Consider the following 23091-nt stretch of genomic DNA (forward strand, 5'->3'; position numbering starts at 1 on the left):
GTTTTCATCGACTCTGGAAACCATAAAAGGGGTCAATTCACTCTGATGCTGGCGCTCTTTTAGATTTTGATGTTTCGTGATGAAATCTTGCATAAAGTAGTGTTGGAAAGGTTCAACGTCTTGGAGAAGGTTCAGAAAAGATTCTTTGGGGAGTTCGTAGCAGATTAGATCTTCGGCAACGCTAAAGGTGCTTTGGGTATTTCCGTATATCAGGGAGTTCGCGTCAAAGCTGTCGCGCTCCCCATACACATTTTGGAGCTCACCCTCGATGGTTTCGTTGACAATACCTTTGATTATGATATAGAGGGATTCCGCCCGAACCCTCGGAGCGATCAGTACCGTCTCTTTGGGGTAATAGGCGATATCCATCTGGGTCATCAGTTTTTCGATCATCCTCTCCCCTAACAGGTCAAAAGGATGAATCGACATCAATAGTGCTTTTTGGTCAAAAAGACTCAAAGCTAACTCCTAAAATTCAATAAAAAGCTGCCCCATTCGGAGCAGCTTTAAAATTAATGCTCAACAGCACCTTCTGCACCGATACCCGTTTGGCTGCGGATAAACTGTGCTTCGTACGCCTCAATCTCTTTTGCCGCGTCATCACTGCTATCGGTAATCGAGAAGAACCAGATTCCGATAAACGCTGCCGTTACCGAGAACAATGCCGGATATTTGTAAGGGAAGATCGCTTCCGCATTACCCATAACGTCTACCCAAACTGTTGGTCCCAAGATCACAAGAACCGCTGCCGTCAACAAACCTAACGATCCGCCGAGCAATGCACCGCGAGTTGTAAGTTTTGACCAATACATAGAGAGGAACAAAATCGGGAAGTTGGCACTTGCCGCAACAGCGAACGCTAACCCGACCATGAACGCAATGTTTTGATCTTCGAAAATAATCCCAAGGAAAATTGCTACGATACCTAAAAGAACCGTTGCGATTTTAGAAACTTTCATCTCCATCAATCCGTCAGTTTTCCCTTTTTTGATGACACTGGCATACAGGTCATGTGAAATCGCTGAAGCTCCTGCCAAGGTAAGACCGGAAACAACCGCAAGGATTGTTGCAAACGCTACCGCAGAGATAAATCCGAGGAAGAAGTCGCCGCCCACTGCATGGGAAAGGTGAATCGCTGCCATGTTGTTTCCGCCGAGGATCGGATAACCGCCGTCAATTGCTTGTTTAGCAAGGTCAAGATATTGCGGGTTTTGGAATACCATAACGATCGCACCGAAACCGATGATAAACGTCAAGATATAGAAATACCCGATAAATCCTGTCGCATAGAAAACCGATTTACGAGCCTCTTTGGCATCGCTGACGGTGAAAAAGCGCATAAGGATATGCGGAAGACCCGCCGTACCGAACATCAATGCAATACCGAGTGAAATCGCCGAAATCGGATCACTGACCAAACCGCCCGGAGCCATGATAGACTGATCTTTCATACTTACCGCTGTCGCAAACAATGACTCGAAGTTGAAGTTATAGTGTGCCATAACCGCAATCGCCATAAATGTTGCACCGGAGAGAAGCAAGAACGCTTTAATGATCTGTACCCACGTCGTTGCGAGCATTCCCCCGAACGTCACGTAAAGAATCATGAGTACTCCGACCAGAATAACCGCGATTTCATAATCCAAACCGAAAAGTAGCTGGATCAATTTGCCCGCTCCGACCATTTGTGCGATCAGATACAAAACAACGGTCAAAATTGAACCGAATGCCGCCAATGTACGGATAGGCGTTTGACGTAAACGATACGATGCAACGTCAGCAAACGTATATTTACCGAGGTTACGGAGCTGTTCAGCCACCATAAACAAGATAATCGGCCAGCCGACCAAGAACCCGATAGAATAGATCAACCCGTCATATCCCTTAGAATAAACGAGGGCTGAAATTCCCAAAAATGATGCCGCAGACATATAGTCTCCCGCAATCGCCATACCGTTTTGGAACCCGGTAATCCCGCCGCCGGCAGTATAGAAATCTTTTGCCGTTTTGGTACGTTTAGCCGCCCAATAGGTAATCCCCAATGTTGCACCGACAAATATAACGAACATGATAATCGCCGACATATTCAACGGTTGTTTTTCTACCGCACCGCTGAGTGCTTCTCCCGCATATGCAGCGATGGAAAATAAAAGTACTGATAGCGCTTTCATCACTCTCCCTTTGCTTTGGCTTTAATTTTAGCGGTCAACTCATCAAACTCACTGTTTGCGCGACGGACATAAATACCCGTCAAAATAAATGCACTGATAATAACACCCACACCGACAGGGATACCGACCGTTGTTACCGATCCCGCTGAGAGCGGTGTACCTAAAATTGACGGATCAAACGCGATCGTCAAAACAAACCCGAAATAGATCACGAGCATTACGATCGTTAATGTCCATGCGAATTTGCTTCGCACTTTGACGAGATGGTGAAAATCCGGATCGTTATTAATACGATCAACCATATCTTGTTTCATAATTAGACCTCCTTTTAAAAGTTGTAGTTAGCGATGAAACGATATTCGTTCCAGCTGACAGAACCGGTTGAGTTTTGATAAAAATCATCCGTATAGTTCGCACGAAGACGAAGCTGAAGCTTTTTAACCGATTCTGGTACAAAAATAATGTCAAATCCGGATTCTTTAGCTGTCCATTCATATCCTGCAGGTGAATAGCCGTTTAAGCCATCCATATCAAATGAAGCGTAATAAACACCCGTATTAAGATTGACACCAAAGTCTTTCCAGTTGTAATTTCCGGCAACTTTCCATGCATCGGTACCCGCCATAAACTGATGACGCGTTACCATTCCCTGCGTGTACGCCGGCATACCGCCCCATGGAGAAATGGTTCCTCCGTTTACAGCTGCATCCGCATCTTTACTGTTGTGAGAAACTGCCCCGTAGAGATCAAAATTAGCAACTTTAACCCCTGCTTTTGCGGCAACAAAATCACTGTTGACTTTATTCAATGCAGCTAACGAATTAGACCCGACATCGCTTTCATGAATCCACTGTGCCGCTACATAGGGTGCTACACCGCTTGTATATGACCAGCCGTAATTCGCTTCTGCATAGATGGCATTCAAAATATCATGCGCATAATAATCCCACAACTGTAGCTTCAGTCCCGGTACGCCGGAATAAATAGCTGCAGCTACCGATACACCGCCGGTATTTTCTCCGATAGCATATTTACCCATATCAACAAAATCACCGGTCTGATTGCGTGAATCGACCAGAGAATACCCCGAAGTAACACTAAGCACTGAATTAATACCAAGAGCCGGTGTTGCAGCATATACACGTCCAAACGTCCCTTGTGCAAACTTCGTAACGTGCGCTGCGATCAACGTCGTATCTTTAACATTAGTATTACTCAGCACATAGGCTTCAAATAGATTCGGAAGCATACGGGCATCATCACTTCCCGCCATCGGTGTATCCAATTTTTGGCGGCCACCTTTAAATGTAGTATTTCCATTTTTGTATTGAAGATACGCTTCACCTAAATAGATGTCATTTTTGTTATCTTTGCCCAGCAATGTAGGATCAACATCATTTAAATCATTACGATTTCCCAGATGAAATCCGATCGTCGTATATGCTGCAGCACCAAGACTTACCCCATTGAATGCAGCAGTTTCGTATTTTAAATATCCACCCAGAGTATTAGCTTTGCGCGTATAGTCATTATTCGCAGCCGGTCGTGTATCATCAACCTCTCTGCTGATGGAAAATTCTCGGAATTGCCCGCTTACTTTTCCATTTTCAAACATTCCTGCCAAATCGTCGGCAGCGTGAGCATTCAATACGAATACTGACGCTAAGAGTGAAAGACGTACTGTATGTCTCATTCTTGCTCCTTGTAAGTTTTTAACAGTGTCATTATGTAAACAAAACGTAGCAATAACGTAGCATTAGTTGAATTAGAAAAAATTATTGTTGAATTGAGGAATTTGAGAAGGGTATTGTGTATAAAAGTAACACTAATACGATCGAGGGATATCGATCATGTAACCTAACGCACGTATATTTTGGATGAAATCTTCTTTCAGAATCTTTTTCAAGCGGCTCACTTCAGCACGAATCGTCGCATTATCAACATACTCTTCATCCCATACATAGGTGCGAAACTGATCAAAATCGACGACACGTCCGCGATTGCGTGCGAGAAGATCGATGATTTGGAGCTGACGCTTGGTCAGAGGCTGTGTTACGTTATCACACAGTAAGGTCGAAGTCGAAGCATCATACCCGTAACTCTTCGAAAGACGCAGATGATTCTGGGGAGTCGCACAGTTTTGTATCACTTTATCGATCCGCAAAGCCAGTTCTTTGAGATGGAACGGTTTCTTAAGATAGTCATAGCATCCAAGATCATACGCACGGCTGATCCCCTCGATATCGACAAGGGCACTGATATAAATTGCCGGCGGACGGATCTTGAGCAAATGGAGCTGTTCGAGCAGATCCAAACCGTCGATCCCCGGAACGTTGATATCGAGAATCAGCAGATCGAACGTCTCTTTTTTGAGGGATTCAAGTGCTTCCGATCCGTCATAAAACGAGGTAACACAGTGGCCTAATGAGAGTAAATACTCATTTATCGCCTCACTGAGCATTTGTTCATCTTCAAGCAGCAGTATTTTCAATGTTACCCTTTTTAAAGTGATACTCAAAGCGGGTGAGATCATTGCCCGATACAATTTTGATCTCTACCCCGTCTTCATCACAGATCGATTTGACCAGACTGAGCCCAAGCCCAAATCCATCTGTTTTTTTACGTTCTCTGTAGTATGCCTCAAAAATCTTTTGCTCATCATGAATCTTTTGGGATCTGCTCTCTACCCAAAATCGGCACTCCTGGGTGTCACAGTCCACCCCGACACGAATCGACTCCCCGTTTTTGGTGTATTTGATTGCATTGGTGAGGTTATTATCGATGACCCGCTGGAGTTTGGTCTCATTAAATTGGATCCATGCCGGAAATTCCGGCTTAGTATAGTCAAACGTCAGATTGGAAAAATGGGCGACCTCATCGAAAAATTCAAGCCGTTTTTCCACATATTCACTTAAATCTATCGGACGTTTCGGATACTCGATTTGATCTTTTTTGACCAAGTAGCTCAAATCATCATAGATACTGAAGATATTTTTGACCGCCGCCTCAATCTTCGCCAGATAACGGTTTCGCCCCTCGTTCATCGAAAAAAGTTCGATATTGGCCATGATCACCGATAAAGGGGTATGGGTTTCATGAATCGCATAACGGATAAACTGTTTATGCGATTCGAGCAGTCCTCGGGAAAACCTTTGCTCCTCTTCCAGAGCATCGTTTTTGAGCTGCAAGGCCTGTGTTTTAAACCGTACACGTTCTTCCAGCCCGGCATTAAGCTGCTGCAGGGATTCTCTTTGCTCTTGCATGGTTAGCGCCATCTCATTCGCATATCCCGCCATACGCCGAAACTCGCTGAAATACAGTTCATCCGGTTCTATGATCTTGGTCTGGTCTCGGACAGATTCGAAAAAATCTAAAAAACGGTCCATATCCCGAGCAATCATGCTGTTAACGATTTTCGAGATACCGACGATAAAACCGAACAGAATCAAAGCCAGCGTTGCAATCTCGAGAACGATCTTGATCAAACGCCCTTTGATCGCATCATGGGTCAAGGCGTTCGGCTGCGAGATATTGGCATCATTCTGAATCAATACTTCCAGATGAACCGTTTTTGCAAATCCTTTATATTCGTCATAAATCAGCAATGAGGAAAAAATAACCGTGAAAAGCAGAATAAAGACAATCGTATAAAAATGGAATTCACGTAAAGAGATACGTGATAAACGCCGCTGCAACCAAGATTCCACTATGTCTATTCCCCAAATTAAAATGAGCCATTATAACCCATTCCCTTTTGATAGTTAAGATTGTTCTACTATAATTGCAAAAAATTCCCTCAAGGATCCTATTCATGTTCGGACGCAAAGAACTTAAAACCTACACACCTACAGCCGAAGAGTTGGCAAGCTACCAATGGGCGAAAATGACCACTGCAAAAGGGGTTATGTGGATCAAATTGTATAACGACGAGACTCCAAATACCGTTGCAAACTTCGCTGCACTGGTAAACGACGGTTACTATAACGGTCTTAACTTTCACCGTGTAATCCCTGGATTCATGGCTCAGGGCGGATGCCCTCACGGTACAGGTACCGGCGGACCGGGTTGGGCGATTCCATGTGAAACGTCACTCAACAAACACCGTCACGTCAAAGGGACCCTCTCTATGGCACACGCTGGTCCAAACACCGGCGGAAGCCAATTTTTCATCTGTTTCGCAAGCACTCCTCATCTTGACGGAGTTCACACTGTTTTCGGCGGGATCGAAGCGGATGATAAAGAATCTATGGCGGTTCTTGACAGCATCCAAATGCGCGACGTCATTGAAAAAGTCGAAATCTTAGCGTCACGCGACTAATTCATGTTAGTTCACATCTGCTGCAGCGTCGATTCCCATTTTTTTATGGAGAAACTGCAGCAGGAATTCCCCGACGAAAAACTCGTCGGGTTCTTCTATGACCCCAACATCCACCCTTACAGCGAATATCAACTCCGACTTCTCGACGTAGAACGCAGCTGTAAAAAACTGGGCATTGAGCTGATAGAAGGCCCCTATGATTATGAAAACTGGATGGATGCCGTCCGCGGATTAGAAAAAGAACCCGAGAAGGGTGCACGCTGCGAAGTGTGCTTTGACAAACGTTTCGAAGTGAGTGCTCACAAAGCCCTCGAACTCGGCGAGAGATCGATGACCACCACGCTGCTCGTCAGCCCTCTCAAATCGCAAGAACAACTCAAAAAATCGGGCGATGCGTTTCACGCAACGCATGGCGTCGAGTTCATCGCGTTTGATTACCGTAAAAACGGCGGTACCAACGATCAGGGAAGAGTGAGCAAAGAACAGCAGCTCTACCGTCAGGACTACTGCGGCTGTATCTACGGACTCACCATGCAGCGTGACCAGCAGCACCGTCTGATGGATGAGATGTTCTCTCCGATTTCGCGCCAGATCCTCCCCGCTTCGATCGAAGAACGGTTGGAACTTTACACCCGCCGCATGGAACTCGAAGATCAAGGCACTCCCTATCGCATCATCAAAGAACGGTTTTTAAACTACCGTCTGATCCGTTCGTCGGTCAAAGTCGGTAATGCCATCATCCCCTCCTATCCCCTCTTCTATTCGACCATCAACCGTACTCAGGCACAGGGAAATATCGATTTCGAGATCGACGGGCAGTTTTTTATGAACCGCGAAGAGGTGCGCTTTATCACTCTTGAGACGTTTAATGCCCTTACCGGTTCAACCTATCAAAACACTCGCGAGTTAATGTTTAACGCACCCTCTATCGAAACCGAAATCACCCTCCGTTCTGCCCTTACGGGGAGTCCGTTTAATACTTCGGCGATCATTATCGCGGATGAAATACCTGCCGCTAAAATCACTCTTCTCTTAGAGACCAAAACGTATGATGATACGAAAGAGCAGCTTATCCTCATTAATTGACGACTTCGCCCTTTGAGTGAAAATACTACTGATACAGTTTAAATGTAAATGATAACAACTTAGTATAGAATGGACCGAAATTCAATACAAAGTTGATCATACGATGGAAGCACAAGAATCCTCTCAAAAACCCACTCAAACCGATTCAAGTTTTACAAAATCATGGACAGCTTATTTCACTTCTTTTCTGATTTTTTTAGTCATGGCCCTTGTTAGTGCCGCCCTGTTCTATATGAACCAATGGCTCGGAATAGCTTTTTCCCTTTTGTCTATCGGTATATTCATCTATCAATTTCTTATGATTCACAGTTATTTGCTTTACACGAACGAGCATGGTGTGTGGGTTTACAGTGGTATATTACCATGGTCTAAAGGCGTTATCGGGGTCAAGTGGCGCGATATGGAAGATGCCGTCTATTATTCAAACTTTTTCAGCTGGATGTTAAAGTCCTACACCGTTCGCATCAGTCACCGTTTCACCAAAACAAGTGAAATTATCCTGACCCATATCAAAAACGGTCATGATGCGGTTACCCATATTAATCAACTCCATCAACAAATGCTTTCAAGTGAGTCCACAGAAAAATAATCTATAAAACGTAACCGCATACTTTTTAACCATCGCTTTAGCATCTGTAGACGCGATAGTTGACTATAATTTCCATTATGGAAAATTTACTTTTAACAATCTTTTCCCTCGTTCCCAACGTCCTCGTTGGGAACGCAAACTAATGTTATACACTCCCAAGCTGGAGCTTAGGAAAAATCATCTATTTGACACTGTTCTGAGTGTCTACCTCATCACATTTTTTATTCTTTTGACAAAACAATTTGACTAAATTATATAAAAAAATACCATATGCAATTGGACTTAATAATAAAAGCATTGCAAAAAGAAAGAACCCCGTAAGAAGATCTTCTGGTAAAAATGGTGAAAGAAAAAAATTTACTCCAATTAAAATTATTAAAAGATACTTACAAAGTGTTGGCTTATATTTTGCAATCAAAAATGTTACAAAAAAATCAACAAATAAAACTTCAAATGCTCCAATGGAAGCATTATTGAAATTATTCAAAATAGCAATAATAAAAACTATTACCACTCCCAAAATAACAATTAGTAGATTTACCATGCCATTCCTCCTTATTAGTTGAAAAATGTGAAACGATTAAATATCCTACATTTTATGCAAATGAGTCTAAATATTTCATTTTTATTTGAAGCAAATCTATTATTCAAACTTTTTCAGCTAGATACTACAATCATACAGCGTTCGTATTCGTCACCGTTTCACTAAAACAAGTGAGATTGTCCTGACCCATATCAAAAACGGTCATGATGCAGTTACCCATATTAATCAACTCCATCAACAAATGCTTTCAAGTGAGTCCACAGAAAAATAATCTATAAAACGTAACCGCTCACTTTTTAACCACCCTTAGCACACACCTTGCACTATAATGTTCATATGGAAAACTTACTCTTATCAATCTTTTTAACGATTGCCATCGCTACGGTGCTGAACATCATCCTCAAACGGTTCGGTATCTCGCACATTATCGGGTATATCGCCACCGGAACGATTATCAGCACTCTTTTCGGCTTCAACGGACACGGAAACGATTCGCTAGAGCTGATCGGGGAATTCGGGATCGTCTTTTTGATGTTTACGATCGGACTGGAGCTGAGTCTGGAAAAAATCAAAAAGATGAAAGAAATCCTCCTCACCAACGGGCTGCTGCAGGTCGTATTCAGTGTCGTGGTGATCTTTTTACTCTCTTATTTTCTTTTCGGTCTCAATTTTAATACATCGCTCATCATCTCGTTGGCTTTTTCACTCTCATCCACCGCCATCGTCCTCACGTATCTCAAAGAGTCCAAAGACATCCATACCCCTTACGGCCAAAAATCGATGGGGATTCTGATCTTTCAGGATTTGGCGGTTATCCCGATTTTGCTCCTCATCACCTTTTTGTCCAACGAGACCCTCTCGATAGGGGAAATCCTTTTTAAAACCGTCATATCCGCCATTTTTGTTGTGGTATTTATGTTTACGATCGGAGAAAAGATCGTTAACGCCCTTTTGCAGTTTTCGGCAAAGACAGAGCTTGAAGAGCTCTTTTTGGGTTCGGTTTTCTCCATTCTCATCGGGGCTTCGCTTCTTGCCCATTCGATGGGATTTACTTACTCGCTGGGAGCTTTTATCGCAGGAATGATCATCGCCGACACCCGTTTTAACGTCAAAGTCGAGTCGGACATCGCCAGCTATAAAGACCTCCTTCTCGGAGCCTTTTTCTTCGGCGTGGGAACCAAGATCGATATGCTCTACTTTTTAGAAAACATTCACATCATCACCTTTATTTTTATCTTTGCCATGCTCTTTAAAGCAGTCGTCATCTATGCAATCATACGGCGAAATTCTGATAAAAACACCTCGGCAAAAACGGCTCTCTCTCTTGCACAGATCGGAGAGTTTTCCTTCGCTATTTTCGCTTTGGCAGGTTCACAAAAGCTTCTCTCCGAAGAGATGGCGAGTTTTTTAATCCTTGTGAGCGTCATTTCGATGATCCTCACTCCGTTTATCATCGGCAATATCTATAAACTCTCTTCCTATTTTGAAAAAGAGTTTTTCGAATCAGACGTCATCACCCCCATCGAACGCAAAGATCATATTATCGTTGCCGGTTTTGCGACACTCGGGAAAATCGTAGCCGCCTCTTTGCAATCCAAAGGAGCCAACTTTATCATCATCTCCGATAACCTGAAACAGGTTTTGCATGCGAGAAAACTCGGCTATATGGCGTATTTCGGACACTTGAACAAACTCCCGGTTTTGGAATCTTTGATGGTCAAAGAGGCCAAAGCAATCATCATCACGATGAGCAGCGAACACAATCGTCGCCTCATCAGCGAAGCTGTTCTCGGTTATAGCAAAGAGGCCAATGTCATTATTAAAGTCGACAATGCCGAAGAACGAAAAAGCATGCGAGACTTGCCGGAACTGGAATTTGTGGATGCGAGTTTTGAAGTCGCAGATCTCCTTGTCAATCATGCACTCAAAAATTAGTATTTGCACAAACTATCTCTTGAGGAAACCTGCCGCAATACGAAAGAAGACCTCGTTATCCCTAATTAACAATTTTTGCGGTAAAATTGGGGGATTTTTTACCCAAGGTGCTATATAAATATGATAGATGTCGTTCAAATTCAAAAAATTTTACCCCACCGATTCCCTTTTCTTCTAGTCGATCGTGTCACTGCACTCACCCCGAATGAGTCGCTCATCGGTTTCAAAAATGTCACCATCGGTGAACAGATTTTCGAGGGCCATTTCCCGGGGCATCCGATCTATCCGGGTGTTATGATTCTAGAAGGCATGGCGCAAGCCGGCGGTATTTTGGCATTCCAGAGTATGGATATGACCGAAGAAGAAGCGGCACAAAAAGTAGTATACTTCATGAGTATCGACGGAGCAAAGTTCCGTGCACCTGTCCGTCCGGGAGACCGTTTGGAATACCGAATGAGCGTTGTCAAACACAAAGGCTCCATTTGGGTACTCGAGGGAAAAGCGTACGTTGATGATGCTCTCGTTGCGGAAGCCGAACTCAAAGCTATGATCGTGAACAAGTAGGTCCTATGAGTTTGATCTCTCCACATGCCATTATCGAAGAAGGTGCCATTATCGGTCCTGATGTCGAAATCGGCCCTTTTTGTTTTATCTCCGGAAAAACCAAAATCGGCAAAGGGACGAAGATTGCTGCCAATACGTGTATCTACGGCAACACGACGATCGGCGAATACAATGAGATTTTTTCTCATGCCGTATTGGGTTCTATCCCTCAGGATTTAAAATATGCGGGTGAAGAGGTCGAACTCATCATCGGCGATTACAACAAGATCCGTGAATTCACCCTCTTTAACCCCGGTACAGCGGGCGGAGGCGGTAAAACCGTCGTCGGAAACCATAATCTGTTTATGGGATACGTTCATTTAGGGCACGACGTTATTATCGGAGACCACTGTATCCTTGCGAATGCGGCAACGCTTGCGGGGCATGTCGAATTGGGCAACCATGCCGTTATCGGCGGTATGACACCGATCCATCAGTTTGTCAAAATCGGCGATTATGCGATGATCGCAGGGGCATCTGCCCTTTCGCAAGACGTTCCGCCGTATTGTTTGGCGGAGGGGAATCGTGCGGTTTTGCGCGGATTGAATCTTAATGGTCTGCGCCGGCATGTTGAACGTTCCGATATCGATGCCCTTAGAGCAGCCTATCGCGAACTGTTCGAATCGGGAAAACCGCTCCAGGAACAAGCGAGTGCCTTACTCGAAAGCACGACGAGCGAACTGGTTAAAAATCTTTGTAATTTTATTGTCAACACCAAACGGGGTATCCCTTACGAAAGGAATCAATCATGATTCATCGCCATTGCAGTTTCTGCGACGCACAAGAAAGCGACCACAATCCGCTCATTGCCGGAAACAATGTTTATATCTGTAAAAATTGTGTATTTTCCGCCTACAAAATCATGTTCGGTGATTCTGAGGGAGAGAGTACCTCTACCCAAGAGACGAACGCTACGGAACTGCTAACCCCGAAAGAGCTGAACACCTTTTTGGGTCAGTACATTATCGGTCAGCAACGGGCGCGCAAACTCCTCTCCGTCGCCGTATACAACCATTACAAACGTATTTTTAAACATACTCTTGTGGAAGACGAAACTGAAATCGCCAAATCCAACGTCTTGCTTATCGGTCCTACCGGAAGCGGTAAAACGTTGATGGCGCAAACGATTGCCCGTGTATTGAATGTTCCGATCGCAATTGCCGATGCAACCAGCCTTACCGAAGCGGGATATGTCGGTGAAGATGTCGAAAACATCCTTACCAAACTTCTCCAAGCGGCGGATGGCGATGTTGAACGTGCACAGCAGGGGATCGTATTTATCGATGAGATCGACAAGATTTCCCGTATGAGCGAAAACCGTTCGATTACCCGTGACGTCTCCGGAGAAGGGGTACAACAGGCACTTTTGAAAATCATCGAAGGTGCCGTTGTCAACATCCCTCCCAAAGGGGGACGCAAACACCCGAATCAAGACTTTATCCAAATCGATACGTCAGGGATTCTCTTCATCTGCGGCGGTGCATTTGACGGCCTTGGACAGATTTTGGAGCGTAAAAAAGGTTCCAACGTCATGGGCTTCGGACACGACAAACGAAGTACCAGCGATATCGATGACAGCTTTGAAAATGTCGAACCGGATGATTTGGTCAGCTACGGTTTGATCCCTGAGCTGATCGGACGTTTGCCGATCATCGCGTCACTCAATAAAATCACCGAAGAAGAGATGGTCCGTATCCTTACCGAGCCAAAGAATTCTCTTGTCAAACAATACACCAAACTGTTTGCTATCGATGAAGTGGAACTCACTTTTGACAAAGAGGCGCTGAATGCGATAGCCGCAAAAGCGTTGACCCGTAAAACAGGTGCACGCGGCCTCCGCGCAATTCTCGAAGAGATCATGGGTGATATCATGTATGAACTCCCGGAATACAGCGGCTATGAAGTCCTTATCACCAAAGATGTCGTAGAAGAAAACACCAAACCTGTCTACATCAAAAAATCGAATAAAAAAAGCGCATAGGAGAGACAATGCTATTTAATAAACTTATCGGAATGTTCTCAAACGATCTCTCTATCGACTTAGGAACGGCAAATACCATCGTGATCGCAAAAGGGAAAGGGATCATTATCAATGAACCTTCCGTCGTCGCGGTAAAAATGGAAAAATACGGACAGCAAAGAGTATTGGCCGTCGGTCGCGAAGCCAAAGAGATGGTCGGAAAAACTCCGGGCAACATCAAAGCAATCCGTCCTATGAGAGACGGAGTGATCGCCGACTTTGATATGACCGAAAAAATGATCCGCAAATTTATCGAAAAAGCGCACGGACGTTCAAGTCTTATCAGCCCGCGTATCATTATCTGTATCCCTTACGGCCTTACGCAAGTCGAACGCAAAGCGGTTCGTGAGTCCGCGATGAGTGCCGGTGCCCGTGAAGTATATTTGATCGACGAACCGATGGCAGCCGCTATCGGAGCCGGGATCGATATTCGCGAACCGAAGGGGAACATCGTCGTCGATATCGGCGGCGGAACCACCGAAATCGGTGTTGTATCTCTAGGCGGTTTGGTTCTTTGCCGCTCTATCCGGGTTGCCGGAGATAAAATCGACCGTTCGATCATGGATTACGTTAAACGCAAATACAATCTCCTCATCGGAGAACGGATCGCCGAAGATATCAAGATCAATATCGGTACCGCTATGCCATTAGCGCAAGAACTTAAGATGATCATCAACGGACGTGACCAGGTTGAAGGCTTGCTTACCTCAATCGAGCTATCCAGCGAAGATGCCCGTGAAGCGATGCGTGACCCTCTCAAAGAGATCCTTGAAGCGATCCGTGACGTCCTCGAAAATATGCCTCCGGATTTGGCAGGCGATATCGTCAACAACGGAGTTATCCTTACCGGCGGCGGTGCATTGATCCGTCAATTGGACAAATACATCTCCGAAATCATTAAAATACCGGTTTACGTTGCCGATGAGCCGCTTTTATGTGTTGCTCGCGGAACCGGCCGTGCACTCGAAGAGATTGATCAACTCCACGAACTCTTCGATAATGAATAAAAATATATTAAGCATCGCTTCCCTGCTTGCCGTTTTGGTGGGCGGAGCACTCTATTTCACCAACTTACTCCAATCACCGATAATTTCGCTCACCCATGCCCTTAAATCCTCTTACCAAGATACCGTTGAGTCGATTCAATATTCGATTGACGAGCATTTCAATCAGCAGCGTACCATCATTGACCTGCGTCAAAAAAATCGCTACTATGAACAAGAGTTCTTGAACCTCCACCAAGTCGCCGACGAATATCAAAAATTGATTCAAGAACAAAACAGTACCTTCCAGACAACACCCAATACGGCCTTAGTCCGTACCCTTTCATATGTTCGTTTCGGTGATCCTCACCGGGTGTGGATCGAAATGGACAACTTTGATCCCAAAAAAGTCTACGGTCTTCTGTATCGCGGTTACGCTGCCGGGATTGTCGTCTCCAACAACAACCGCCCTATTGCCTTGCTCAACGGTGATGTCAAAAGTTCCTATGCCGTTAATGTCGGGACTTCCATGGCACCCGGGATTGTTCGCGGAAATAATGAACGGCGCCTTATCGTTGAATTCATTCCGACATGGATTCCTATTTCCGTCGGAGATGAAGTCCTCACCTCAGGACTGGATCAAATTTTCATGGCAGGTCTAAAAGTGGGCAGAGTAGTCTCTATCACCCGAGCCAGCGGTTATCAAAGTGCCGTAATCGAGCCCTACTTTTATGGCAAAAATCCTGCCTACTTTCATGTAATTACCAAAGTACGATAATTTGAGGGGCGAAGGGATAAAATCCTTTCGCCTGTGTATGAACCCATGCCGCAGATAGCAAAGCGCAAAGGCTAACACAGAGCAGGCACGGCCTCCCTCATAGAAGCAGAATTTTCTTCCTCCGCAACCTCTCTCCAGCACTTGTAATCGGATTTTAAGTGCTTCTCGTCTATAATAATAAAATTTTTATGACGAGGGGTCTAAATGCCAAAACGCGACGACATCAAAACGATATTACTCATCGGATCAGGCCCGATCGTCATCGGTCAAGCCTGTGAATTTGACTACTCAGGGACGCAAGCGGTCAAAACGCTCAAAGAGCTCGGGTACCGCGTAGTTTTGATCAACTCGAATCCGGCAACCATTATGACCGACCCCGAATTTGCTGATCGAACCTACATCGAGCCTATCAAACCTGAAATCATCGCTGAAATCATCAAAAAAGAGAAAGTAGACGCTATCTTGCCTACTATGGGTGGACAAACCGCCTTGAATGCCGCAATGAAAATGCACGAACTCGGAATGCTTGAGGGGATCGAGTTTCTCGGTGCCAATCCAAGTGCCATCAAAAAAGGGGAAGACCGTCAAGCTTTCAAAGAGTGTATGGTTAAAATCGGGATGGATCTTCCGATCTCCCGCTATGCCTACAATATGGAAGAGGCAATGGGAGCGGCAGAAGCAATCGGTTTTCCGATCATCATCCGTGCATCATACACCCTTGCAGGCGGCGGTAGCGGTGTTGCTTATAATATCGATGAATTTAAAATGTTGGCGCAACGCGGACTTGATGAATCTCCTATCACTGAAATTTTGATCGAAGAGTCGCTTCTTGGATGGAAAGAGTACGAGATGGAAGTTATCCGTGACCGTAATGACAACTGTATCATTGTCTGCTCCATCGAAAACTTCGATCCGATGGGTGTCCATACGGGAGATTCGATCACCGTTGCCCCTGCCCTTACCCTCACGGATAAAGAGTATCAGCGTATGCGTGACGCATCGTTCGCGATTCTTCGTGAAATCGGCGTCGATACGGGAGGATCAAACGTACAATTCTCCGTAAATCCTGAGACGGGGCGTATGATCGTTATCGAGATGAATCCGCGAGTATCGCGTTCATCAGCTTTGGCATCCAAAGCAACCGGGTACCCGATCGCTAAAGTGGCGACCTTGCTTGCCGTCGGATTTACCCTCGATGAAATCACCAATGACATCACCGGAACTCCGGCTGCATTTGAACCGGTTATCGACTATATCGTGACCAAAGTTCCCCGCTTTACCTTTGAAAAATTCCCCGAAGCAGAATCAACTCTTACGACCAGCATGAAATCGGTCGGTGAAGCGATGGCTATCGGACGAACCTTCAAAGAGTCGGTTCAAAAAGCCCTTTGCTCACTTGAAACGGGCCTCAGCGGTTTCGATCCGATCGACGGTGATCTCGAATTTGTCAAACATGAAATCCGCCGTCCGAATGCGGAACGTATCCTCTACGTCGGCCAAGGTTTCCGTATGGGACTTTCCAAAGAAGAGATATTTGAACTCTCCAAAATCGACCCGTGGTTCTTGACCCAAATCGAAGAGATCATTGCAGAAGAGAAAAATATCACGTCTGCAACACTCACCAATGAATCTCAACTTCGCCGGCTTAAAACCGAAGGTTTCTCCGATAAAAATATCGCCCGCCTTATTACCCTAAACGGCGGCAGTGCAAAAGAAAATGACGTCTATGATGCACGTAAAGCGCTTGAAATCATGTTCGAATACAATGAAGTCGATACCTGCGCCGCAGAGTTCGGATCTCTGACTCCGTATCTTTATTCGACAACCAATATAAGCCGTCTCGGGCTTCAGTCGCCGCGTATGAGCGACAAGAAAAAAGTGATGATTCTCGGCGGAGGACCGAACCGTATCGGACAGGGGATCGAGTTTGACTATTGCTGTGTTCATGCATCTTTTGCTCTTAAAGAGATGGGAATCGAGACGATCATGGTCAACTGTAATCCCGAAACGGTTTCAACAGACTACGATACTTCCGATGTTCTTTACTTCGAACCGATCGATTTCGAACACGTCCGATCCATCGTCGATGCGGAACAGCCTGACGGTATCATCGTCCACTTCGGCGGTCAGACTCCTCTTAAACTGGCAAACGGCCTACATGCCATCGGCGCCAAAATTGCCGGTACTTCGGCTGAAGTGATCGACTTGGCTGAAAACCGTGAGAAGTTTTCCGCTTTCGTCGTCGAGCAAGGGCTAAAACAGCCTGAAAACGGTATTGCCATGACCAAAGAAGCGGCATTTAAAGTCGCTGAATCACTGGGCTATCCTGTTTTGGTCCGTCCTTCCTATGTTTTGGGCGGACGGGCAATGCGTATCGTCTACAACGAAGATGAGCTCCGTACCTATATGGACGTTGCCGTATCCGTCAGCAATGATTCTCCGGTATTGGTCGATAAATTTCTTGACCAAGCGGTTGAGCTTGATGTCGATGCGATCAGTGACGGTACTGAAGTCTATATCGGTTCGGTCATGCAGCATATTGAAGAAGCCGGGATTCACTCAGGGGACAGTGCCTGTTCACTCCCTCCGGTGAGTTTGAGTCCTGAACTCCAAGCGCAAGTGGAACAACAAACGAAAAAGATCGCATTGGGTCTCGGGGTTATCGGTCTGCTCAACATTCAGTACGCGATCTACCGAAATGAAGTCTACCTTATCGAGGTTAATCCGAGAGCATCCCGCACGGTGCCGTTTGTTTCCAAAGCAACCGGAATGCCGTTGGCAAAAGTAGCCACTCGGGTTATGCTCGGAGACACCCTCCGCAATGCCTTGAATTTCTATGACAACTATAATGTCGTTATGGAAGAAAACGGTCTTCTCAAACCTCGCCTAAAAGGGCATGTTGCCATCAAAGAGGCTGTTTTCCCGTTCAACAAACTCTACGGCGCCGATCTCGTTCTCTCTCCTGAGATGAAATCCACCGGAGAAGTTATGGGTATCAGCCAAAATTTCGGAGTCAGTTTCGCGAAAAGCCAACTAGCCGCAGGGAATAAAATTCCTACTTCCGGAACCTGTTTCCTCTCGTTTATTGATGACGACAAAACTCACGCCGCTGAAATCGGACGCGGATTGCATCTTCACGGCTTTAAACTCATCGCAACCCGAGGGACTCAAAAAATTCTAGAAGAAGCCGGGATTCCATGTGAAGCCGTCCTAAAAATCAGTGAAGGCCGCCCAAATATCGAAGATGTCATGAAAAACGGTGAGATCTCTTTGGCCATTAACACTTCGGATAACAATACCTCGAAAAAAGATGCCGAACAGATCCGTCAAATCGTATTGCGTATGGGAACCCCGTATTTTACGACTCTTAGTGCCGCACGTGCTGCTATTGAAGCGATGGGACATATGCACGATGACAGCTGGATGGAGCCTCACGCGCTCCAAGATTACCTTATTCCCTAAAGTATGAAAAAAGTCCTCCTTGCCCAAACCGACACCACTGTCGGTTTTCTCTCCCAAGATGCCAAGCGTTTAGAAGAGATCAAAATGAGAGCAAGTGACAAACCGTTTCTAAAGGTCTACGCAGACTTTTATGTTTTGCGTCGCGATATCCGTATTCCGGTTCTTCATAAACACCGTGTCCGTCATTCCCGTAAAACAACTTTCATTGTCAAAAATCAAGCTTTTCGCTACGTTAGCGATCCTGAACATGCCCGACTCATTCGACCTTACGGATGGCTCTACTCCACCTCGGCAAATGAGAGCGGTCAAAAATATGACGCGGAATTTTGTATTTCGGCTGCCGATTGGATTATCGAAGATTATCGCGGTTTGCAGGAACTCTCAGCGTCGCGTATTTACAAACTTGGATCTACACGTTTACGGAGGATACGATGACTAAAGCTTTTCAAGCCTTTCTGACCGGCATATTTTTCACATTTATCTTGGATTTCACCCTTTTTTTAGGGCTGAAACTGAACTATATCGATGTTCATGGGATTAAAACCTACTTTAACCCTTTCTTCGTCGACAACCAAAATCTATGGTTGTTTTTGCTCTTGACCGTCTTTATCGGATGGATTACTATTTATCTTCGCAGTACTAAATCTGCAGCCATTATTTTAGCCTTTTTGTTTGTGCTCAGCGGGTCTTCTGTTATCCCTGCCATCGGCAGTAAACTTGGAGATGCCCTTTTCCGCCAAGCCAATCTTGAAATCACGATAGCTCCCAACACATACCGAGGAGATATTCTCTACAACGATCGACATCAAATCTATTTTTACGATACCGATCTGCAACGCGTTATTACACTGCCGAAGGAAAAAAAATGAAACATATTATGAATGCCAATACCGTATTTTTAGGAGCTATGAGTGCAACGCTCATTAGCGCTTTGACCGGATGCCAAAGTACGCCGGAAGAGCAGCCCGAAGCCCAAAATAAATTTTTAGTCGTTGAGCAGCAACCTAACGGTAAATACGTGGTTATCGAAGAGATGCCGACAACGGGACCAAGCCGTGCAATCATCCATGAAACCGATGAGAACGGTACGGTACATGAGCGGGTCATGAGCGAATCGGAAATGAAAGCGCTCGCAGATCAGGAATACCAAAAAATGCAAGCCGGAAAATCCGAGCTTAATAGTGAGCCGCAGGGTGAGGGAATGGGCCTAGGGGGCACCATTCTCGCAGCTGCAGGGGGTGCCTTGCTCGGGAATATGATCGGTAATGCACTGATGAACAACTCAAACTTTCGCAAAAACCAAGACGCGTCGAATCGTTCCGCATACCACCGTTCAGCCGCAGGTTCCGGTTCTGCGATGGGGAGTCAGAAAAAAAGTTTCTTCGGTAATGCAGCGTCCCGCAGCACCTCAGCCAGCAGCAGTTTCGGAGGATGAGTGTGGTAGCGCTTCAAAGCATCAAACCCATTGATGATAAAACATTAGAACAGCTCGGATTCGGATGGCATACCGATAAGGATGAGAGTAAATACATCGCAGACAGCCTTGTCGTCGTAACAGATGAAGAGGCCGAAGCCTACTATGAAGCGGTCAATGAACTCTATGATATGTATGCCGCTGCCGCACAGCATGTTATCGATAACAATCTTTTCTTTGATCTTGGAATTCCCTTCAACCTCGTCGAAGCAATCAAAAAAAGCTGGGAAAATGATGTCCATTGGCACCTGTACGGACGCTTCGATCTCGCAGGAGGAATCGGCGGAGCACCGATCAAACTGATCGAGTTTAATGCCGATACCCCGACCTCTCTCTTTGAAACCGCTATTTTACAGTGGGCGCTTCTTAAACACAACAATATGGATGAAGAGCGTCAATTTAACAATGTCTATCAAGCGATCAGCGATAATTTTCGACGCCTTGTGACATTATTTGATGATACTGAAACATTTGAAAAACTCTATGACGGTTGGAAAATTCTCTTTAGCTCCGTAAGCGGCGATATCGAAGAGGAACAAACCGTTCGTCTTTTACAGCAAATGGCCATCGATGCCGGATTTGAAACCGGGTTTGAACCTCTTGGCGGAGTGAAGTTCGATGAAGAGGGAATTTATGACTCTCATGAGACTCCCTATGAATATTGGTTTAAACTCTATCCGTGGGAAGATATCGCTATCGAAGAACCTGAACTGGCGACATTGCTCACCTCCATTATGAATAACCAAAAAGCGATTCTGATCAATCCGGCCTATACGCTTCTGTTTCAATCCAAAGGGATGATGAAAATCCTCTGTGATCTTTATCCGGATTCCCCTTATCTGCTTCAAACCTCTTTTGAACCGCTAAAAGGGATCGCCTGTGTCGAAAAACGGATGTTTGGACGCGAAGGGGCAAATGTACGAATCATGGATGGCGAGGGCAATATAATTGAGGCGAACGACGGACCCTATGAAAATTTCAAGCCTATTTACCAAGAATATGTAGAATTCCCTCGCGATGCACAGGGAAACCGTTATCAAGCCGGAGTCTTTTTCGCCTATGAAGCCTGCGGGTTGGGATTCCGCCGCGGAGGAAAAATCCTGAACAATATGTCCAAATTTGTGGGGCATGTACTGCGATAACCCGCAGTTTTATCGATCCTCTATTACAATAGCGGTATCGGCTTGCCGGTATAATAACCCTGTGAATAGTCGACACCCAGTTCTTTTACCCTGTTATAGACAAGTTCATCCGTTACAAATTCTGCAATCGTTTTGGCACCGATTTTCTGTGCAAAATCAATAATCGTTTCGACAATAATATGGTGACGCTGATTCGTAGTAATCTCGCGGATCAAAGATCCGTCTATTTTAATATAATCGACATTCAACTTTAAAATATTTTCAAAATTAGAGTATCCTGTTCCAAAATCATCAATGGCGATCTTTGCCCCCAGTACTTTGACTTGATTAATAAAGCGTGTCACTTCATCATAGTTTTCAATCCCCTCCGATTCCAAAATCTCAAAAACGACACGGGATGCCGTTCCCGTTTCCGTAATCGTTTTAATGATCTCACTGACCGTATGGGGATTGCGTATGTCACTGTCGGACAGATTGATCGAGAATTCCTCTTGACGCGTTGCGAACAATGTGCAGGCTTGATAGACGACTTCAAGGGTAATCTGCGGATAAAGCTTTGTTTGTTTTGCGATAGGTAAAAAATCCATTGGAGGTACAATATGTCCCTCTTCATCCAGCATTCGGACCAAGGTTTCATATTTGACGATTTCTCCGCTGATAAGATTAACGATCGGCTGATAATAGCACACTATACGATGTTCAAAAAGGGCCCTGCGAACATTGGAGGCCATCGTCAGATTAGCCCGATAATGCTCTTCAACCTTTTCATTTTGATTATAAAAAGCAATCTGCTTCTTATGCTCTTTACCATAATGCAATGCAATATCCGCACGGGTCAATACTTTTTCGATTCCCATGGCAACACCGATTGTGACCCTGACATTAAGGCTCTCTTCGTGGATCATAAAGGTCTTTTTATCCAAAAGTTTGATCAGCATATTCAACCGGTGTTCCAGTTCGGCATGATCTAACGCCTCGTTAAATGTCAAAGCAAATTCATCGCTTCCCAGCCGATAGCATCCGCTTGATAATTCATTGAGCCATCCGCCGAGTTGAATCAGCATCTCGTCTCCCGTAGCTATTCCGAAAAAATCATTGACTTCTTTAAAATCATCCACATTGAGAATGGCCAATGCGGTAATATTCCCTTCCAATAATTTCTCTTGCAGTCTATAACGGTTCGGCAGTCCTGTCAGCCGATCACGATAATACTGATCTTCCAACTCATGGGTTTTTTCATTCACTTTCATCTCAAGAGATGTATTCATCGCTTCGATTTGATCCATATACGACTGTGCCGTTTTCTGCATTGCCTTGAATGCAGCCGCAATTTGTTCAATCTCTATACTCCCGTCTTCCATACATTCCAAATGATCTCCGGGTTTATAGTCACGGACTTTTTTTGCAATCTTCGTCAGCGGTGAAAGAAGATAGCGGACCCACCATACCGCCACAAAAAACAGCAATGCAATAGTAACCCCGATACCGTAAAAAATATTTTGGATAGACGCATGCGTATCATCATAGGCTAAATCACTGTAGTACAAGGTAATGGACCCCATCAATTCGCCGGTAACCGGTTCATTTAACGGATGAGAAATTTGAACCGCTTCGTGGTTGGAAGCTACTTTTTTATTGCTATAGTAATAGAGTATCTTTTCCTGCGCATCACGAACCGTAAGTTCGGTCACATCAGGAACCGAGACGACGGGAGAGACTTTGGCGGAAATTTGATTGTACAACTTTAAATAAAGTGCCATTTGAATCGGCTTTTCAACGGTTTGTAAAAGTAACTCGGCTTTTTGTTTTTCAGAGAGCAATATTGTATTGTTGAATACTATACGGACGATGACTCCGAGCGTCACAAAAATCAATAGCAAAATCAATAACAACGATCCGACAATTTTATAAGAAAGGCGTGTTTTGGAAAAAAAGATCATCAACTTTCCTTCTAAACAATCATTAATGAAGCACTATAAGTCATAC

General features: G+C 44.9%; 22 protein-coding genes. 14 read left to right on the top strand and 8 right to left on the bottom strand.

Annotation, left to right across the window (positions count from 1 at the left end; translation table 11 throughout):
- From WAO38_RS04040 to WAO38_RS04065, 6 genes are all read right to left on the bottom strand, one after another.
- Nucleotides 1-459 (bottom strand): cyclic nucleotide-binding domain-containing protein (locus WAO38_RS04040; protein WP_422234586.1); only part of this gene is annotated, 459 nt, incomplete at its 3' end.
- A 53-nt stretch (nucleotides 460-512) separates the two neighbouring features.
- On the bottom strand, nucleotides 513-2171 hold the full coding sequence (locus WAO38_RS04045) for a cation acetate symporter (RefSeq protein ID WP_422234588.1): 1659 nt from the start codon (nucleotides 2169-2171) through the stop codon (nucleotides 513-515).
- The gene (locus WAO38_RS04050) at nucleotides 2171-2485 is read right to left on the bottom strand and encodes a DUF485 domain-containing protein (RefSeq protein ID WP_422234590.1); all 315 of its coding nucleotides are present in this window, start codon (nucleotides 2483-2485) and stop codon (nucleotides 2171-2173) included. Before WAO38_RS04050 ends, WAO38_RS04045 begins: the two co-directional genes overlap by 1 nt.
- 14 nt (nucleotides 2486-2499) lie before the next feature.
- On the bottom strand, nucleotides 2500-3864 hold the full coding sequence (locus tag WAO38_RS04055) for an OprD family outer membrane porin (protein WP_422234592.1): 1365 nt from the start codon (nucleotides 3862-3864) through the stop codon (nucleotides 2500-2502).
- A 132-nt stretch (nucleotides 3865-3996) separates the two neighbouring features.
- Nucleotides 3997-4662, bottom strand: a complete 666-nt coding sequence (locus WAO38_RS04060; RefSeq protein ID WP_422234594.1) for a response regulator transcription factor — start codon at nucleotides 4660-4662, stop codon at nucleotides 3997-3999.
- Nucleotides 4643-5878, bottom strand: coding sequence for a sensor histidine kinase (locus WAO38_RS04065; protein ID WP_422234596.1), 1236 nt, complete (start codon nucleotides 5876-5878; stop codon nucleotides 4643-4645). The genes WAO38_RS04060 and WAO38_RS04065 overlap by 20 nt, the downstream gene beginning before the upstream one ends.
- A gap of 104 nt (nucleotides 5879-5982) precedes the next feature.
- Between WAO38_RS04065 and WAO38_RS04070 the strand changes: the two genes are divergently transcribed.
- The 3 genes from WAO38_RS04070 to WAO38_RS04080 all read left to right on the top strand — a co-directional run bounded on the left by WAO38_RS04070 (nucleotide 5983) and on the right by WAO38_RS04080 (nucleotide 8164).
- Complete coding sequence (locus WAO38_RS04070) at nucleotides 5983-6489, top strand: peptidylprolyl isomerase (RefSeq protein ID WP_422234598.1); 507 nt, start codon at nucleotides 5983-5985, stop codon at nucleotides 6487-6489.
- 3 nt (nucleotides 6490-6492) lie between these two features.
- Nucleotides 6493-7575, top strand: a complete 1083-nt coding sequence (locus WAO38_RS04075) for an epoxyqueuosine reductase QueH (RefSeq protein ID WP_422234600.1) — start codon at nucleotides 6493-6495, stop codon at nucleotides 7573-7575.
- A gap of 103 nt (nucleotides 7576-7678) precedes the next feature.
- Nucleotides 7679-8164: a hypothetical protein gene (locus tag WAO38_RS04080; RefSeq protein WP_422234602.1), complete on the top strand. Its 486-nt coding sequence runs from the start codon at nucleotides 7679-7681 to the stop codon at nucleotides 8162-8164.
- 181 nt (nucleotides 8165-8345) lie between these two features.
- Here WAO38_RS04080 and WAO38_RS04085 read toward each other — a convergent pair whose 3' ends face one another.
- On the bottom strand, nucleotides 8346-8708 hold the full coding sequence (locus WAO38_RS04085) for a hypothetical protein (RefSeq protein WP_422234604.1): 363 nt from the start codon (nucleotides 8706-8708) through the stop codon (nucleotides 8346-8348).
- A gap of 336 nt (nucleotides 8709-9044) precedes the next feature.
- Here WAO38_RS04085 and WAO38_RS04090 point away from each other — a divergent pair, with 336 nt between their 5' ends.
- The 11 genes from WAO38_RS04090 (at nucleotide 9045) to WAO38_RS04140 (ending at nucleotide 21105) form a co-directional block, all read left to right on the top strand.
- On the top strand, nucleotides 9045-10643 hold the full coding sequence (locus tag WAO38_RS04090) for a cation:proton antiporter (protein WP_422234606.1): 1599 nt from the start codon (nucleotides 9045-9047) through the stop codon (nucleotides 10641-10643).
- Between the two features lie 120 nt (nucleotides 10644-10763).
- On the top strand, nucleotides 10764-11207 hold the full coding sequence (gene fabZ, locus WAO38_RS04095) for a 3-hydroxyacyl-ACP dehydratase FabZ (protein ID WP_422234607.1): 444 nt from the start codon (nucleotides 10764-10766) through the stop codon (nucleotides 11205-11207).
- Nucleotides 11208-11212: 5 nt separating this feature from the next.
- Complete coding sequence (gene lpxA / locus WAO38_RS04100) at nucleotides 11213-11998, top strand: acyl-ACP--UDP-N-acetylglucosamine O-acyltransferase (protein WP_422234609.1); 786 nt, start codon at nucleotides 11213-11215, stop codon at nucleotides 11996-11998.
- On the top strand, nucleotides 11995-13227 hold the full coding sequence (gene clpX, locus WAO38_RS04105) for an ATP-dependent Clp protease ATP-binding subunit ClpX (protein WP_422234611.1): 1233 nt from the start codon (nucleotides 11995-11997) through the stop codon (nucleotides 13225-13227). Before lpxA ends, clpX begins: the two co-directional genes overlap by 4 nt.
- Before the next feature lie 8 nt (nucleotides 13228-13235).
- Nucleotides 13236-14273 carry a rod shape-determining protein gene (locus WAO38_RS04110; RefSeq protein ID WP_422234613.1) on the top strand — a complete coding sequence of 346 codons (1038 nt, stop codon included), beginning with the start codon at nucleotides 13236-13238 and terminating at the stop codon, nucleotides 14271-14273.
- Complete coding sequence (gene mreC, locus WAO38_RS04115; protein WP_422234615.1) at nucleotides 14266-15027, top strand: rod shape-determining protein MreC; 762 nt, start codon at nucleotides 14266-14268, stop codon at nucleotides 15025-15027. Before WAO38_RS04110 ends, mreC begins: the two co-directional genes overlap by 8 nt.
- A 204-nt stretch (nucleotides 15028-15231) precedes the next feature.
- A complete protein-coding gene (gene carB, locus WAO38_RS04120) occupies nucleotides 15232-18489 on the top strand; it encodes a carbamoyl-phosphate synthase large subunit (RefSeq protein ID WP_422234616.1) in 3258 nt (1085 codons plus the stop codon).
- 3 nt (nucleotides 18490-18492) lie between these two features.
- Entirely contained in the window at nucleotides 18493-18924 is a 432-nt protein-coding gene (locus WAO38_RS04125; RefSeq protein ID WP_422234618.1) for a hypothetical protein, read from the top strand.
- Nucleotides 18921-19358 (top strand): hypothetical protein, encoded by a 438-nt coding sequence (locus WAO38_RS04130; RefSeq protein WP_422234620.1) that lies wholly within the window; start codon nucleotides 18921-18923, stop codon nucleotides 19356-19358. The genes WAO38_RS04125 and WAO38_RS04130 overlap by 4 nt, the downstream gene beginning before the upstream one ends.
- A complete protein-coding gene (locus tag WAO38_RS04135; protein ID WP_422234621.1) occupies nucleotides 19355-19924 on the top strand; it encodes a hypothetical protein in 570 nt (189 codons plus the stop codon). Before WAO38_RS04130 ends, WAO38_RS04135 begins: the two co-directional genes overlap by 4 nt.
- A gap of 2 nt (nucleotides 19925-19926) precedes the next feature.
- The gene (locus tag WAO38_RS04140; protein WP_422234623.1) at nucleotides 19927-21105 is read left to right on the top strand and encodes a glutathionylspermidine synthase family protein; all 1179 of its coding nucleotides are present in this window, start codon (nucleotides 19927-19929) and stop codon (nucleotides 21103-21105) included.
- Nucleotides 21106-21128: 23 nt separating this feature from the next.
- Here WAO38_RS04140 and WAO38_RS04145 read toward each other — a convergent pair whose 3' ends face one another.
- Complete coding sequence (locus WAO38_RS04145) at nucleotides 21129-23045, bottom strand: EAL domain-containing protein (protein ID WP_422234625.1); 1917 nt, start codon at nucleotides 23043-23045, stop codon at nucleotides 21129-21131.
- Between the last annotated feature and the right edge of the window lie 46 nt (nucleotides 23046-23091).

Source organism: Sulfuricurvum sp., from assembly GCF_049277495.1.
Classification (GTDB): domain Bacteria; phylum Campylobacterota; class Campylobacteria; order Campylobacterales; family Sulfurimonadaceae; genus Sulfuricurvum.

Coding starts and splice junctions, on each gene's coding strand:
- WAO38_RS04050 (WP_422234590.1), bottom strand. CDS start 2,485: ATGAAACAAGATATGGTTGATCGTATTAATAACGATCCGGATTTTCAC.
- WAO38_RS04090 (WP_422234606.1), top strand. CDS start 9,045: ATGGAAAACTTACTCTTATCAATCTTTTTAACGATTGCCATCGCTACG.
- WAO38_RS04125 (WP_422234618.1), top strand. CDS start 18,493: ATGAAAAAAGTCCTCCTTGCCCAAACCGACACCACTGTCGGTTTTCTC.
- clpX (WP_422234611.1), top strand. CDS start 11,995: ATGATTCATCGCCATTGCAGTTTCTGCGACGCACAAGAAAGCGACCAC.
- WAO38_RS04055 (WP_422234592.1), bottom strand. CDS start 3,864: ATGAGACATACAGTACGTCTTTCACTCTTAGCGTCAGTATTCGTATTG.
- WAO38_RS04145 (WP_422234625.1), bottom strand. CDS start 23,045: ATGATCTTTTTTTCCAAAACACGCCTTTCTTATAAAATTGTCGGATCG.
- fabZ (WP_422234607.1), top strand. CDS start 10,764: ATGATAGATGTCGTTCAAATTCAAAAAATTTTACCCCACCGATTCCCT.
- WAO38_RS04130 (WP_422234620.1), top strand. CDS start 18,921: ATGACTAAAGCTTTTCAAGCCTTTCTGACCGGCATATTTTTCACATTT.
- carB (WP_422234616.1), top strand. CDS start 15,232: ATGCCAAAACGCGACGACATCAAAACGATATTACTCATCGGATCAGGC.
- WAO38_RS04070 (WP_422234598.1), top strand. CDS start 5,983: ATGTTCGGACGCAAAGAACTTAAAACCTACACACCTACAGCCGAAGAG.
- lpxA (WP_422234609.1), top strand. CDS start 11,213: ATGAGTTTGATCTCTCCACATGCCATTATCGAAGAAGGTGCCATTATC.
- WAO38_RS04080 (WP_422234602.1), top strand. CDS start 7,679: ATGGAAGCACAAGAATCCTCTCAAAAACCCACTCAAACCGATTCAAGT.
- WAO38_RS04045 (WP_422234588.1), bottom strand. CDS start 2,171: ATGAAAGCGCTATCAGTACTTTTATTTTCCATCGCTGCATATGCGGGA.
- WAO38_RS04085 (WP_422234604.1), bottom strand. CDS start 8,708: ATGGTAAATCTACTAATTGTTATTTTGGGAGTGGTAATAGTTTTTATT.
- WAO38_RS04135 (WP_422234621.1), top strand. CDS start 19,355: ATGAAACATATTATGAATGCCAATACCGTATTTTTAGGAGCTATGAGT.
- WAO38_RS04110 (WP_422234613.1), top strand. CDS start 13,236: ATGCTATTTAATAAACTTATCGGAATGTTCTCAAACGATCTCTCTATC.
- mreC (WP_422234615.1), top strand. CDS start 14,266: ATGAATAAAAATATATTAAGCATCGCTTCCCTGCTTGCCGTTTTGGTG.
- WAO38_RS04075 (WP_422234600.1), top strand. CDS start 6,493: ATGTTAGTTCACATCTGCTGCAGCGTCGATTCCCATTTTTTTATGGAG.